The sequence below is a fragment of the Burkholderia sp. YHN3-13 genome (genome assembly GCF_055810675.1).
This window is the reverse complement of record NZ_JBVVNQ010000018.1, coordinates 78,335-92,315: the sequence shown is the minus strand read 5'-3', so window position 1 is coordinate 92,315 and position 13,981 is coordinate 78,335. Positions and strand designations below refer to the sequence as shown.

Below are 13,981 nucleotides of genomic sequence, written 5' to 3'. Positions count from 1 at the left end.
CGTACTTGCGCGCAAGTGTAGGCGATCAAATTAATTTGTGGGACTTTTTTGGGGTAGTGGTAACACTACCGATATGCGCACTTTGGAAGGGTGACTCGAATATCGCCGCAAGCCCCGCCGGATAAGGGTTTCCGCTAATTTCCGGCAGCTTCCCGACAGATCGATTCAAAAGATTCCCGGGTCATTTCGATTCGGTATTTTGTGCCCGGGATCATTGAATGAAACGCGCGTGACAACACGCGCGCTTCGTCGTCCGGCATGAACCATTCAGGCGGCCGATGCGCGCCATTCGGCATCGAGCGCCGCGACGAGCTGCGACGTCGTCAGCGCATCGCCGCGGCGCCGCGCGAGCGGCGCGCCCTGTCCGGCCCATAGCGACAGGTAGTCGCCGTCGTTCGCGCGCGCGGCGGCCTGACGCAGCGGCTGCGTCAGCGCGTTCTGCACCGGGTACGGCGCGACGCCGGCCACGTGTGCGCCGAGCCGCGCCATCAGCGTGTTGCGCAACCCGCGCGCATGGCGGCCGGTGATCGCACGGGTGACCTGCGTCGACGTATCGGTGCTCGCGAGCAGGCGCGCCTTCCAGTCCGCCGCGATCGCGCTTTCCATGCAGGTGAGGAACGCGGTGCCGAGCTGGGCGCCCTGCGCGCCGAGCGCGAGCGCGGCCGCGATCCCGCGGCCGTCCATGATGCCGCCCGCGGCGAGCACGGGCAGGCCGGTCGCGTCGACGAGCTGCGGCACGAGCGCGAGCGTGCCGATCAGCGCATCGTCGGCGCAACCGATGAACGTGCCGCGATGGCCGCCCGCCTCGGCGCCCTGCGCGGACAGCGCGTCGGCGCCGGCCGCCTGCCACGCGAGCCCTTCGGCCACGTGCGTCGCGGTGCCGATCACATAGGTGCCGGCCGCCTTCAGCCGCGCGACGTCGGCCGCGTCGAGCACGCCGAACGTGAAGCTCGCGACCGGCACGCGCAGCGCGACGAGCGCGTCGAGCTGCGCGCGGAAGTCGGGCGCGTAGCGGACCGGCGCGGTGCCCGGCGGCAAGCCGAGCGCCGCGTTCAGCGGGTCGATCGCGGCCAGTGCGCGCGCGACGGTCGCCGCGTCGGGCGTGGCGTCCGGCAGCACGAACAGGTTGACCGCGAACGGGCGATCGGTCGCCGCGCGAATGGCGTCGACTTCGGTGGCGAGGCGCTCGGGCGCGAACGCGGCGGCGCCGAGGCTGCCGAGCGCGCCCGCGTTCGATGCGGCGGCGACCATCGCGGTCGTGGTCGCGCCGACCATCGGCGCCTGCACGAGCGGCAGGCGCAGGCCGAAGCGTTCGGAAAAGGGCGTGGCAAACAGACGGGCAGACATGGCGAATCCTTCGATGAACGATGCGCGAAAGCGCTTTGTAAATGCCGGCACATCGACTCTATCGAAGCCGCGCGGCGCCGAAAAATGAATAATCGAGATCGAAACGATCGTTGCGCGAGAAGCCGGCGCGTGCGCTGCAGCACCCGGCGATTGGTGGCACACTAGGCCGCCCTCTTTCACCCCGGGGTGCGCATCGCGCATCCCGTTCGCCAGGAGTTCAGAACGTGACTGCCCAATGGATCGACATCCCGACCGGTAACGACAGCTTCGGCGGCTATCTCGCGCTGCCCAAGCGCGGCAAGGGCCCTGCCGTCATCATCATCCAGGAGATCTTCGGCGTGAACGCGCACATCCGCGCGGTCGCCGACCAGTACGCGTCCGACGGCTTCGTCGCGCTCGCGCCGGACGTGTTCTGGCGCACGCAGCCGCGCGTCGAGCTGACCTACGAAGGCGCGGATCGCGACAAGGGTATCGAGCTGATGAAGAAGACCGACGTGGGTCTCGCGGTTGCCGACATCGGCGCGGCGGCCGACGCGTTGCGCGCCCGCCCCGAAGTAGCCGGCAAGGTCGCCGCGATCGGCTACTGCTTCGGCGGCCAGCTCGCATATCGCGCGGCCGCGACCGGCAAGCTCGACGCGGCCGTGTCCTATTACGGCGGCGGCATCCAGAATGCGCTCGACCTGGCCGGCAAGGTCACGCAGCCGATCCTGTTCCACTACGCGGAAAACGATCACGGGATTCCGCTCACGGCCGTCGATGCGGTGAAGGCCGCGTTCGCCGGCCATGGCCACGCGTCCTTCCATGTGTACGCGGGCGCCGAGCACGGCTTCAACTGCACGGACCGCGCGTCGTACAACCAGCGCGCGGCGGCGCTCGCGCACGGCCGCACGCTGACGTTCCTCGCCGAGCACCTGTAAACAAGCCCGGCCGCGGGCCCGGCGCACCGGGCCCGCGTTATGCTCCCCTCATCGCCACGAGTCACAACGGGGGTGACAGCGATGCACTCGGACTATCTCGCGCATGACGCGATCGGCCTCGCGGCGCTCGTGCGCGACCGCAAGGCCAGCCCGCGCGAACTGCTCGACGCCGCGATCGGGCAGGCCGAAGCGGTCAACGGCGCGATCAACGCGATCGTGCTGCAGGACTACGAAGCCGCGCGCCAGCGCGCGGGCGCCGCGCCCGAACCCGGCGCCGATGCGCCGTTCGCGGGCGTGCCGTATCTCGTCAAGGATCTCGGCGCGGCGGTCGCCGGGCTGCCGCTGTCGATGGGCAGCCGGCACTACCGCTATTTCGTCCCGGCCGACGATTCCCCGGTGATCGCGCGCAGCCGCGCGGCGGGCCTGAACCTGTTCGGCAAGACCAACACGTCGGAAATCGGCCAGATGCCGTACACCGAACCCGAGCTGTTCGGCGCGTGCCGCAACCCGTGGAATCTCGACCACACGCCCGGCGGCTCGAGCGGCGGCGCCGCGGCGGCGGTCGCGGCCGGCATCGTGCCGCTCGCGCATGCGTCCGACGGCGGCGGCTCGATCCGGATTCCCGCGTCGTGCTGCGGGCTGTTCGGCCTGAAGCCGAGCCGCAACCCGGTGCTCGTCGACCAGCCGTCGAACGGCGAACTCGTCGTCCAGCATGCGGTGTCGCGCAGCGTGCGCGACAGCGCGCTGCTGCTCGACGTGACGACCGGCCAGACGCTGCCGGCCGGCGCGCCGGGCACCTTCCTCGGCGCGATCGACACGCCGCCCGGCCCGCTGCGGATCGGCTTCGTCGTCGATCCGATGCTCGCGCCGGCACTCGCCGACGACACGCGGGCGGCGCTCGACGATGCGGCCGCGCTGCTCGAATCGCTCGGTCACCATGTCGAACCGGCGACGCTGAACGTCGACTACGCCCGCGCGGCCGAAACCTTCCTCACGCTGTGGGCGACGATCGCCGAGGAGATGGTGCTCGGCGCGCGCGCATTGACCGGCCGCACGCCGCGGCGCGGCGAATTCGAGGCCGCGACGTGGGCGATGGCCGTGGTCGGCCGGCGCCTCGCCCGCACGCGCCTGCCGGACGTGCTCGAATGGCAGCGCCAGCTGACCGTGCAGGTTTCCGGTCTCGTCTCGCGCTACGACGCGATCCTGTGCGCGTCGCTCGCGGCGCCGCCGGTGAAGATCGGCGAGCTGCAGCCGACGCCGTTCGAATCCGCGCAGATGAAGCTGGTCGCCGCGCTGCCGGTCAAGCCGCTGCTGAAGGAAATGCTCGCGAAGTCGTCGGAAAAGGCGTTCGCGTGGGCCGGCTGTACCGAGCTGTTCAACCTGACCGGCCAGCCGGCGATGTCGGTGCCGCTCTACTGGAATGCGCGCGGGCTGCCGATCGGCGTGCAGTTCGCCGCGCGCCACGCCGACGACGCGCTGCTGCTCAGGCTCGCGCGGCAGCTCGAGCAGGCGCGGCCGTGGTTCGATCGCCGCCCGCCGCTGATGCAGGCGCAGCGCTGACGCGCCGGCGCTTGCGCCACGCGTCACGAAAAAAAACCCCGCCGGGAACCCGGCGGGGTTTTGGCGCATGCAACCGCGCGACCGCGCTTACACGGCGAGCCGTTCGCAGATCGTCCGCGTGGCGGTCGCTGCGTTCAGCGTATAGAAATGCAGCCCCGGCACGCCCGCATCGATCAGGCGCTGGCACAGGCCCGTGACGACGTCCGCGCCGAACGCGCGGATCGACTCGCGATCGTCGCCGAAGCTTTCGAGCCGGCGCGCGACCCAGCGCGGCACTTCGGCGCCGCACATCTCGGAGAAGCGCATCAGCTGCGAGAAGTTCGTGATCGGCATGATGCCCGGCACGATCGGCACGTCCACGCCCAGCTTGCGCGTATCGTCGACGAAGCGGAAATACGCGTCGGCGTTGAAGAAGTACTGCGTGATCGCGGAATTCGCGCCGGCTTTCACCTTGCGCGCGAAATTCTCGAGATCGGCCTTCGGCGAACGCGACTGCGGGTGGTACTCCGGGTAGCCGGCGACTTCGATGTGGAACCAGTCGCCATGCTCGGCGCGGATGAAGCTGACGAGCTCGGACGCATAACGCAGCTCGCCGACCTCGCCCATCCCCGACGGCAGGTCGCCGCGCAGCGCGACGATGTGCCGGATGCCGTGCGAGCGGTACTGGTCGAGGATCGCGCGCAGGCTGTCGCGCGACGAGCCGATGCACGACAGGTGCGGCGCGGCCTCGAGGCCGTCCTTCTGCATGTCGAGCACGGTATCGAGCGTGCCCTGCTGCGTCGAGCCGCCGGCGCCGAACGTCACGGAGACGAATTTCGGCTTCAGCGGCAGCAGTTGCGCACGCGTCGCGCGCAGCTTTTCGACGCCGTCCGCCGTCTTCGGCGGGAAGAATTCAAACGAGAGTTCGATCGGTTTCATGATTCGGTGGGTTCAGCCCTCAGCCGATGTCGCGCTGGCCGAAGATCAGGGCGGACAGCAGCCACGACACGATGCTGTACAGGATCGACCCGAAGAACGCGGACCAGAATCCCGACACCTCGAAGCCCTTCAGCAGCGACGACGCGAACCAGAAGCACAGCGCGTTCACGACGAGGATGAACACCCCCAGCGTGACGATCGTCACGGGCAGCGTCAGCAGGATCAGCACCGGACGGATCACCGTGTTGATCAGGCCGAGCACGACCGCGATGATCAGCGCGGTGCCGAAGCTCTTGATGTGGATCGACGGCACGAGATACGTGATGATCAGCAGCGCGAGCGCGTTGATGACCCAGGTGAGGATGACGCTCATGGAGTGCTCCGGTTCGGTTGTCGATCTGTACGATCAGTGGCCGCCGCCGGCCGTCGCGCGGGCCCGAAGGCGCCGCGCGGCAAGCCGGCGATCCGGCGCCGGGCCGCTGCCGCACCGTGCGTCCCGCAGCGGGGCGCGCACGGCACGGCGGCGGCCGCGACGCATCAATAGCGGTAGTGGTTCGGCTTGAACGGGCCGTCCTTCTGCACGCCGATGTACGAAGCCTGCTCGTCCGACAGCACGGACAGGTTCGCGCCGATGCGCGCGAGGTGCAGGCGCGCGACCTTTTCATCGAGATGCTTCGGCAGCACGTACACCTTGTTCTCGTACTCGTTGCCGCGCACGAACAGCTCGATCTGCGCGAGCGTCTGGTTCGCGAACGAGTTCGACATCACGAACGACGGGTGGCCGGTCGCGCAGCCGAGGTTCACGAGGCGGCCTTCCGCCAGCAGGATCACGCGCTTGCCGTCCGGGAAGATGATGTGGTCGACCTGCGGCTTGATGTTTTCCCACTGGTACTGGCGCGTCGACGCGACGTCGATTTCCGAGTCGAAGTGGCCGATGTTGCAGACGATCGCGTTGTGGCGCATCGCCTTCATGTGATCGTGGTTGATCACGTGGTAGTTGCCGGTCGCCGTCACGAAGATGTCGGCCTTGTCGGCCGCGTATTCCATCGTCACGACGCGGTAGCCTTCCATCGCCGCCTGCAGCGCGCAGATCGGATCGATTTCGGTGACCCACACGGTCGCGCCCAGGCCGCGCAGCGACTGCGCGCAGCCCTTGCCCACGTCGCCGTAGCCCGCGACGACCGCGACCTTGCCCGCGATCATCACGTCGGTCGCGCGCTTGATGCCGTCGACCAGCGATTCGCGGCAGCCGTACAGGTTGTCGAACTTCGACTTCGTGACCGAATCGTTCACGTTGAACGCCGGGAACGGCAGGCGGCCGTCCTTTTCCATCTGGTACAGGCGGTGCACGCCGGTCGTGGTTTCCTCGGTCACGCCCTTGATGTGCGCGAGGCGCTTCGAGTACCAGGTCGCATCGATGTCGAGGTGCTTCGCGATCGACTTGTACAACGCGACTTCTTCCTCGTTGGTCGGCTTCGCGATCACCGAACGGTCCTTCTCGGCCTTCGCGCCGAGGATCAGCAGCAGCGTTGCGTCGCCGCCGTCGTCCAGGATCATGTTCGCGAATTCGCCGTTCGGCCATTCGAAGATGCGGTGCGAGAACTCCCAGTATTCGTCGAGCGACTCGCCCTTGAACGCGAACACCGGCGTGCCGGCTTCGACGATCGCGGCCGCGGCGTGATCCTGCGTCGAGAAGATGTTGCACGAGGCCCAGCGGACGTCCGCGCCGAGCGCCTTCAGCGTCTCGATCAGCACGCCCGTCTGGATCGTCATGTGCAGCGAACCGGCGATGCGCGCGCCCTTCAGCGGCTGCTGCGCCTTGTATTCGTCGCGGATCTGCACGAGGCCCGGCATTTCGGTCTCGGCGACGTTGAGTTCCTTGCGGCCCCAGCCGGCCAGTGCCATGTCGGCGACGACGTAATCGTGGGAAGCCTTGGAATCGATAATGGCGTTCATCACGCCCTCCTTTCTAAAAAAGTTCTAGATTGGTGACGTGAGCGCCGTTCAGGAAGCGGGGCCGGCGCGACGATCGCTGAACGCGCCGCACGGCTGCTTGGTGAAGCCTTCCGAGCCTGGCGGACACGGACGGTCCGTCGCAACGCTCCTCGGAAAACGGAGGGGATTGTAGCAAATCGGCGCGCAAAATGCGCGAGCACGGCGACGCAAGCACGGCACAAGCGCGCGGCGTCGGCGCGCGTGGCCGCCCTGACAGGGTCAGGACTCCGCGCCGACCCAGGCCTGTTCGCGCAGCCGCGCGCGCAGGCGCGCGACGGCCTGGCTGTGCAGCTGGCACACGCGCGACTCGCTCACCTCGAGCACCGCGCCGATCTCGCGCAGATTCAGACCCCGTTCGTAGTACAGCGACATCAGCAGCTTCTCGCGCTCCGGCAGCCGCTCGATCGCCTCGACGAGCGCCTCGCGCAGGTGCTCGTCGAGCAGCGCCGACAGCGGATCGGCGTGATCGACGCGATAGCGGTCGAGAAACGGCTCGTCGTCGGCCGCGCGGTCGAAATCCTCGTAGTAGATGAGCTGGCTGCCGTGCAGGTCCTGCAGCATCCCCTGGTATTCGTCGAGCGGCATCTTCAGGTGCTCGGCGATCTCGGTCTCGCTCGCCGAGCGGCCGAGATGCTGCTCGACCTGGTGCACCGCGTGCTCGACCTCGCGCGACGTCTTGCGCAGGCTGCGCGGCAGCCAGTCGTTGCTGCGCAGCTCGTCGAGCATCGCGCCGCGGATGCGCTGCGTCGCGTAGGTCTCGAACTGCGCGCCCTGGTCTTCCTTGTAGCGGCCGGCCGCGTCCATCAGGCCGATCATGCCGGCCTGGATCAGATCGTCGAGGTCGACGCTCGCCGGCATCTTCGCGACGAGCTGCAGCCCGAGGCGACGCACGAGCGGCGCATATTGCGCGAGCACGTCGGCCTGGGACATCTTTCCTTGAGCGTTGTACATCATGGCTCTCTCCTTCCGGTGGCGCTCACGCGGCGTGTGCCGCGCCGGCCTCATACGACGGCTTGCCGCCCGCGTGGACCGCGCGCCCCGTGCCCGGCCGCGGGCGCATCGGCCAGTACAGCAGGTCGGCGGCAATCTGCCGGTAGTCGCGCGCAGCCGGCGACGACGGGAACGCATCGACCACCGCGTGCATCAGTTCGCGCGCATGCTCGACGAGCGGATCGGCGCTCACGCAGCCCGCGTCGGCGATCGACACGGTCAGGTAGCGGCTCGCGACGCCCGCGAGGTTGTCGAAGGCCGTCTTCGCGTCCGCGTGGCTGCCGACGTGATTGGTCAGCACGCGGAACTGCGCGAACGCGTGCGCGAAATGCAGCCGCTTCATGCATGCGTACGCCTCGGTGATCGCCTGCGCGGCGACCCGCGTGACGACCAGCACGTCGTGGGCCTCGCGGGCGAGCGCCGAGAACGAACCGTCGGCGCCGAGCTGCGCGTCGACCAGCACGATGTCGGCCGGGCCGTCGATGAAATCGCTCAACTGCGCGTCGCTGTAGCCGGCACGCGCGAGCCGCGCGGCCGCGCACAGGCCGAAGCCGGCAGCCACCCGCGTGCGTTCGCCGTCGCGCAGCCACGCGCCCGCCAGGGTCGCGCTGGCCGAATGCACGTCGGCGCGTTCGTCGACGACGAGCACGTCCTTGCCGAGCGACGCGAGCGCCGTCGCCAGATTCACGATGGCGGACGTGCAGCCCACCCCCGTCGGCCCGCCCGTCACCGCGACGATGCGCGACGCGCGCCCGGCCAGCAGGCGCCGCAGCCCTTCGGCCTGGTCGATGATCCGTTTATCCAAATCGCACCTCGTGCAGCTCGGCGGTGGAACGTGCGGTCAGTGCGGAAAGCAGCGTCGGCATGTCCTCGTCTTGCGGCACGAAGGGGGAGCCGTCGCGCGGCACACAGAACGCGCTCTTCAGCAGGAATTTGGTCGAGGCGACGTACAGGTTCTCCGGCACCTTCTGGCCGGTCGACACGTAGTGGACCGGCAGCTTGTAGCGGATCACCGTGTCGAGCACGCCGCCGAGGTGGGTCGCCTCGTCGAGTTTCGTGAGGATGCAGCCGGCGAGATCGGAGGATGCCGCGTGCGGATGCTCGCCCGCGCTGCGGTATGCCTGCACGACTTCGTTGAGCGTGTCGCCGTGGCTCGTCGCGTTGAGCAGCAGCAGGCGCTGCACCGGCGCGTTCGCGCCGTGCAGCATCGCGATCTGGTCGGACACCGCGCGGTCGCGCTGGCTCATGCCGATCGTGTCGATCAGCACGATGTGCTTGTTGCGCAGCTCGGACAGCGCGAGCGCGAGATCGCCCGCATCCTTCACCGCGTGCACCGGCACGCCGAGGATCTTGCCGAAGATGCGCAACTGCTCGTGGCCGCCGATCCGGTAGCTGTCGGTGGTCAGCAGCGCGACCTTGCTCGCGCCGAAGCGCATCACGCAGCGCGCGGCCAGCTTCGCGGTGGTGGTCGTCTTGCCGACGCCCGTCGGCCCCATCAGCGCGAACACGCCGCCGCGCTCCATCAGCGCGTCCTCGCTGTCGAGCACCGGCAGATTCGACGCGAGCACCGACTGCGCCCATTCGGCGGCCTGTTCGAAGGTCTGCGTGCCGTCGCCGGACGGCAGGTTGTCGACCAGCATCCGCACGAGCTGCGCGGAGAAGCCGGCCGCGAACAGGTGCTTCGTCAGCGCGCCGTGCACGGCGCTGCGACGCTGGCGGTCGTGCCACTTCAGGCTGTCGAACTGCTCTTCCATCATCCCGCGCAGTTCGCCGAGTTCCTGCATCACCGTGTCGTTGACGATCCGCTCGATGCGCGACTTCACCGCGTCGGCCACCGCGGCGGCCGTGTCGGCGGACAGGCGCGTGCGCTCGGCCGTCTTTGCCGCGTGCGCGGCGCCCGTGTCGGGCGCGCGGGAGGCGGCCGGCATCCGGCGCTCGGCGTCGCGCACGATGTCGCGCGCCCAGTCGGGCGGCGTCGCGCGCGCGGCGGCCTGCGGCGCGGGTGCGCTCGCGGGCGGCGTGGCCGGCGCCTGCGCGCGTGCGATCAGCGCGTCGCGCTGCTGCGTCAGGCGCTTCGCGTGCTCGACCAGCCAGGGGGCGGGTTCGGCCGCGCCGGCGGCCGGGGTGTCGGCGGCGATGCCGGCGGCGGGCGTGGCGATCGGCGGCGAGGCCGCAGCCGGCGGCATGCCGGCCGGCGCATCCGCATCGAGCGCCGACGCGTGCGCGTCCGGCTCCTCCGCGTCGGCGCTCGCGCCGAACACGGACGAGAACACGTCCGGCAGCCCGCCTTCGCCGGCGGCATAAGGATTCATGACCGGGCGCGCCGGTACCGCGCCCGGGCGCGACACGATGCCCGGCACGGCGGCGGCCGGCACGGATTCCGGCAGGCGCGGCGTGGCGAGGCGCGAGCGGGCGGCCGGCGGCGTCACCGCGGCCAGGTCCGAATCGGCGAGTGCAACGATTTCGACGCTGCCGTCATCGAGCGTGCGGTTCGACAGCACGACCGCGTCGGCGCCGAGCGCCTCGCGCACGAGACGAAGTGCGTCGCGGCTCGTTGCGCCGGTGAATTTGCGAATGTTCAAGCGGAACCCCCGATGACGTTAACGACCTTGATCGTGCGTGTGTCCGGCACTTCGGCATACGACAGCACTTTCAATTGCGGCAGGCTGCGGCGCAGGAAACGCGCGAGCATCGCGCGCAGCGCGTGCTGCACGAGCAGCACGGGCGGCAGCCCGAGATTCTGTTGACGCAGCATCGCTTGCTGCGTGCCGGTCAGAAGGTTGTGCGCGAGGCCGGGTTCGAGGCCCGGGTTCGCGCCGGTGGCGAGCGCCTGCGACAGCACGCGCTCGAGATTCGCATCGAGGCCCATCACCTGCATTTCGCCGGCGCCCGGATACCACTGCTGCGTGATCGCGCGGCCGAGCGAGAGCCGCACCGCGGCCGTGATCTCGTACGCGTCGCCGCGGCCCGCGTGTTCGGACACGGCCTCGAGGATCGTGCGCATGTCGCGGATCGGCACGCCTTCCTCGAGCAGGTTCTGCAGCACCTTCTGCAGCGTCGTCAGCGAAATCGTCTTCGGCACGAGGTCCTCGACGAGCGACGGCGCGTCCTTGCCGGTGCGCTCGATGAGTGCCTGCACTTCCTGGCGGCCGAGCAGTTCGGCCGCGTGCTGGACGACGAGATGGTTCAGGTGCGTCGCGACGACCGTGCTCGCGTCGACCACCGTGTAGCCGTACACCTGCGCCTGCTCGCGCAGCGCGACGTCGATCCACACGGCCGGCAGCCCGAACGCGGGATCCTGCGTGACCGCGCCCGGCAGCGCGGCCGTCACCTGGCCCGGGTTGATCGCGAGCCACTGGCCCGGGAACACTTCGCCGACGCCGATCTCGACGCCCTTCAGCGCGATCCGGTACGCGTTCGGCCGCAGCTCGAGGTTGTCGCGGATATGGATCACCGGCGGCAGGAAGCCGATCTCCTGCGCGAATTTCTTGCGGATGCTCTTGATGCGCTTGAGCAGCTCGCCGTCGCTGCCCTTGTCGACAAGCGGGATCAGCCGGTAGCCGACTTCGAGGCCGAGCGGATCGATCAGCTGCACGTCGTCCCAGGTTGCCTCGTGGCTGTCGGACGGCAGCACCGCGGGCGGCGCGATGTCGGTCACGTCGCCGGCCGCCTTGCGGGCCGCCGCGCGCCGGGTCAGCGCGCGGGCCAGCCAGATCGCGCCGCCGCCGAGCGCGAGAAACGCGAAGTGCGGCATCCCCGGGATCAGCCCCATGACCACGATGATCACGCCGGTGATCGTCAGCACGCGCGGGTTCGTGAACAGCTGGCCGGTGATCTGCGTGCCGATGTCCTCGTCGGTCGCGACACGCGACACGATCACGCCGGCTGCAGTCGAGATCACGAGCGACGGGATCTGCGCGACGAGGCCGTCGCCGATCGTCAGCAGCGTGTAGTTCGTGCCGGCCGCGGCGAACGACATGTCGTGCTGGACCATCCCGACGATCAGCCCGCCGATCACGTTGATCGCCATGATGATCAGGCCGGCGATCGCATCGCCGCGCACGAACTTCGACGCGCCGTCCATCGACCCGTAGAACTCGGCTTCCTGCGACACGGCGAGACGCCGCTTGCGCGCCTGTTCCTCGTTGATGAGGCCCGCGTTCAGATCGGCGTCGATCGCCATCTGCTTGCCGGGCATCGCGTCGAGCGTGAAGCGCGCGGACACTTCGGCGATCCGCCCCGCGCCCTTCGTGATCACCATGAAGTTGATGATCATCAGGATCACGAACACGACGATGCCGACCGCGAAATTGCCGCCGACGAGGAAGTGGCCGAACGCCTCGATCACCTGGCCGGCGGCGTCCGGCCCGGTGTGGCCCTCGAGCAGCACGACGCGCGTCGACGCGACGTTCAGCGACAGGCGCAGCAGCGTCGAGAACAGCAGCACGCTCGGGAACGCCGCGAAGTCGAGCGGCTTCATCGTGTACATGCTGACGAGCAGCACCATCACCGACAGCGCGATGTTGAACGTGAACAGCAGATCCAGCAGCATCGGCGGCAGCGGCAGGATCATCATCCCCAGGATCATGCAGATGAGGATCGGGCCCGCGAGCGCGCGCAGGTTCGTGCCGGCGAACGGGTTCTGGCGCTTGGCGAACAGGCCGGTGGTCGGGGTGCTCATGCTGCCTCCGGCCGGGCCGCGTCAGGGGCGGTAGCCGCTACGGGGAACGGCGCGCGCGGGTGAGCGTGGGGGCGGATCATTGCGACGCTCCTTGCTGGCCGAGCGTGTCCTCGGCTTCCTCGCGTTCGTCGCCGGCGGCGACCGACGTGCCCTTGTCGAGTTCGGCCGGCACGTCGAGATCGACCGGCACCGCCGGAAACGCGCCGCCTTCCGAGCGGAAGCGCTTGAGCTGGTAGACCCACGCGAGCACCTCGGCGACGGCCGAGTACAGCGAGCCGGGGATCTCGCGCTCGAGTTCGACGTTGTGATACAGCGCACGCGCGAGCGGCGGCGCCTCGAGCAACGGCACGTTGTGTTCGGCCGCGAGTTCGCGGATGCGCGCCGCGACGAGGTTCACGCCCTTCGCGACGACCTTCGGCGCGCGCATCTCGCCGTCCGTGTATTGCAGCGCGACGGCGAAGTGCGTCGGGTTCGTGACGACCACGTCGGCCTTCGGCACGGCCGCCATCATCCGGCGGCGCGCGATCGCGCGCTGCTGCTGGCGGATCCGCCCCTTCACGTGCGGATCGCCTTCGTTCTCGCGATGCTCGCGCTTCACTTCTTCCTTCGTCATGCGCAACTTCTTGTTGTACTGCCAGATTTGGTAAGGCACATCGAGCGCGGCGACCACCAGCATCCCGGCGACCGTCGTGCCGCAGCACACGGCGACCAGGTGCAGCGCGTCGGGGAGCGCGACGCCGAGCGGCTGCGTCGCGAGGCCGAGCAGTTCGTCCTTGCTGCGCCAGATCGCGACGCCGCCGATCCCGCCGACGACGATCGTCTTCGCGACCGACATCCCGAGCTGGATCGGCCCCTGGATCGAGAAGATCCGGCCGAGGCCCGAGATCGGGTTCAGGCGGTCGAACTTCAGCTCGAACGTCTTCTGCGAGATCAGCCAGCCGCCGAGCGCCATCGGCGCGAGCAGCGCGGCGAGACCGGTGAGCGCGAGGATCGGCAGCAGCGCGGTGAGGCCCTCGAGGCTCGCGCTGCCGGCCGCCGACAGCATCCGGTTCGTGTCGAATGCGGTCGCGCGATCGAACGTGAACGCGCCGCGCAGCATCGTCTGCAGATGCGCGCCCGACGGGCCCGCGAGCAGCCATGCGCCGTAGAACCCGGCCGCGAGCAGCGCGAACGAAGCCAGCTCGCGCGAACGCGCGACCTGCCCCTCCTCGCGCGCCTTCTCGCGGCGCCTGGGAGTGGCGGCTTCGGTCTTGTCGAGATCGCTCTCGTCTGCCACGGGGCCTCCAGTCGGGTACGGCGGAATGCCGCTTTCCAGTGACACCGATTATTCATGCAGGCGTCAAACGCCGATCGGTCGAGCAAAGCCGGGAAAGGGGGGTATTTCGGAGAATCGGGCGAGCCGGTGCGAACGCGGCTGGCGCGGGGGCGCAGCGACGCGCGGCAACGCGGAAAAACGTGCCGATCGGCGCGATGGCGAGGGGTCGGCCGCGGGCAGGACGCCGACGGCGGGAAGCGGGGAAAAGGGTGAAACGACTGCGGTGAACCGACGGGCGGGAAAGGCGGGATATTCAGG

At 69.3% G+C, this 13,981-nt stretch carries 11 protein-coding genes and 1 riboswitch; of the genes, 2 read left to right on the top strand and 9 right to left on the bottom strand.

The features are described from left to right. Positions 1-267: 267 nt before the first annotated feature. Entirely contained in the window at positions 268-1,347 is a 1,080-nt protein-coding gene (locus AC0KUR_RS30270) for an NAD(P)H-dependent flavin oxidoreductase (RefSeq protein WP_473376797.1), read from the bottom strand. A gap of 224 nt (positions 1,348-1,571) precedes the next feature. Here AC0KUR_RS30270 and AC0KUR_RS30265 point away from each other — a divergent pair, with 224 nt between their 5' ends. Together AC0KUR_RS30265 and AC0KUR_RS30260 are read left to right on the top strand one after the other, a co-directional pair. Beyond that, complete coding sequence (locus AC0KUR_RS30265; protein WP_049033307.1) at positions 1,572-2,264, top strand: dienelactone hydrolase family protein; 693 nt, start codon at positions 1,572-1,574, stop codon at positions 2,262-2,264. 81 nt (positions 2,265-2,345) lie between these two features. Beyond that, complete coding sequence (locus AC0KUR_RS30260; protein ID WP_473376810.1) at positions 2,346-3,824, top strand: amidase; 1,479 nt, start codon at positions 2,346-2,348, stop codon at positions 3,822-3,824. An 87-nt stretch (positions 3,825-3,911) separates the two neighbouring features. Here the strand turns inward: AC0KUR_RS30260 and metF are convergent, their stop codons facing one another. The 8 genes from metF to flhB form a co-directional block, all read right to left on the bottom strand. Beyond that, a complete protein-coding gene (metF, locus tag AC0KUR_RS30255; protein ID WP_034188068.1) occupies positions 3,912-4,742 on the bottom strand; it encodes a methylenetetrahydrofolate reductase [NAD(P)H] in 831 nt (276 codons plus the stop codon). 19 nt (positions 4,743-4,761) lie between these two features. After that, positions 4,762-5,115 carry a phage holin family protein gene (locus AC0KUR_RS30250; RefSeq protein ID WP_006477367.1) on the bottom strand — a complete coding sequence of 118 codons (354 nt, stop codon included), beginning with the start codon at positions 5,113-5,115 and terminating at the stop codon, positions 4,762-4,764. A gap of 164 nt (positions 5,116-5,279) precedes the next feature. Continuing rightward, positions 5,280-6,698, bottom strand: coding sequence for an adenosylhomocysteinase (gene ahcY, locus AC0KUR_RS30245; RefSeq protein ID WP_473376796.1), 1,419 nt, complete (start codon positions 6,696-6,698; stop codon positions 5,280-5,282). A 32-nt stretch (positions 6,699-6,730) separates the two neighbouring features. Beyond that, positions 6,731-6,855: riboswitch (S-adenosyl-L-homocysteine riboswitch) on the bottom strand. A gap of 101 nt (positions 6,856-6,956) precedes the next feature. Beyond that, the gene (locus tag AC0KUR_RS30240; protein ID WP_034188070.1) at positions 6,957-7,691 is read right to left on the bottom strand and encodes an RNA polymerase sigma factor FliA; all 735 of its coding nucleotides are present in this window, start codon (positions 7,689-7,691) and stop codon (positions 6,957-6,959) included. A gap of 22 nt (positions 7,692-7,713) precedes the next feature. Next, a complete protein-coding gene (locus AC0KUR_RS30235) occupies positions 7,714-8,532 on the bottom strand; it encodes a nucleotide-binding protein (protein ID WP_034188071.1) in 819 nt (272 codons plus the stop codon). Then, the gene (flhF, locus tag AC0KUR_RS30230) at positions 8,525-10,309 is read right to left on the bottom strand and encodes a flagellar biosynthesis protein FlhF (RefSeq protein WP_200087054.1); all 1,785 of its coding nucleotides are present in this window, start codon (positions 10,307-10,309) and stop codon (positions 8,525-8,527) included. Before flhF ends, AC0KUR_RS30235 begins: the two co-directional genes overlap by 8 nt. Further along, positions 10,306-12,408: a flagellar biosynthesis protein FlhA gene (gene flhA / locus AC0KUR_RS30225; RefSeq protein ID WP_473376795.1), complete on the bottom strand. Its 2,103-nt coding sequence runs from the start codon at positions 12,406-12,408 to the stop codon at positions 10,306-10,308. The genes flhF and flhA overlap by 4 nt, the downstream gene beginning before the upstream one ends. A gap of 76 nt (positions 12,409-12,484) precedes the next feature. Continuing rightward, positions 12,485-13,684 (bottom strand): flagellar biosynthesis protein FlhB, encoded by a 1,200-nt coding sequence (gene flhB / locus AC0KUR_RS30220; protein ID WP_034188074.1) that lies wholly within the window; start codon positions 13,682-13,684, stop codon positions 12,485-12,487. Positions 13,685-13,981: the final 297 nt, after the last annotated feature.

Bases quoted from the DNA above. Each gene is read 5' to 3' on its own strand.
- AC0KUR_RS30270 (WP_473376797.1), bottom strand. From the start codon at position 1,347: ATGTCTGCCCGTCTGTTTGCCACGCCCTTTTCCGAACGCTTCGGCCTG.
- AC0KUR_RS30260 (WP_473376810.1), top strand. From the start codon at position 2,346: ATGCACTCGGACTATCTCGCGCATGACGCGATCGGCCTCGCGGCGCTC.
- metF (WP_034188068.1), bottom strand. From the start codon at position 4,742: ATGAAACCGATCGAACTCTCGTTTGAATTCTTCCCGCCGAAGACGGCG.
- AC0KUR_RS30250 (WP_006477367.1), bottom strand. From the start codon at position 5,115: ATGAGCGTCATCCTCACCTGGGTCATCAACGCGCTCGCGCTGCTGATC.
- ahcY (WP_473376796.1), bottom strand. From the start codon at position 6,698: ATGAACGCCATTATCGATTCCAAGGCTTCCCACGATTACGTCGTCGCC.
- AC0KUR_RS30240 (WP_034188070.1), bottom strand. From the start codon at position 7,691: ATGATGTACAACGCTCAAGGAAAGATGTCCCAGGCCGACGTGCTCGCG.
- flhA (WP_473376795.1), bottom strand. From the start codon at position 12,408: ATGAGCACCCCGACCACCGGCCTGTTCGCCAAGCGCCAGAACCCGTTC.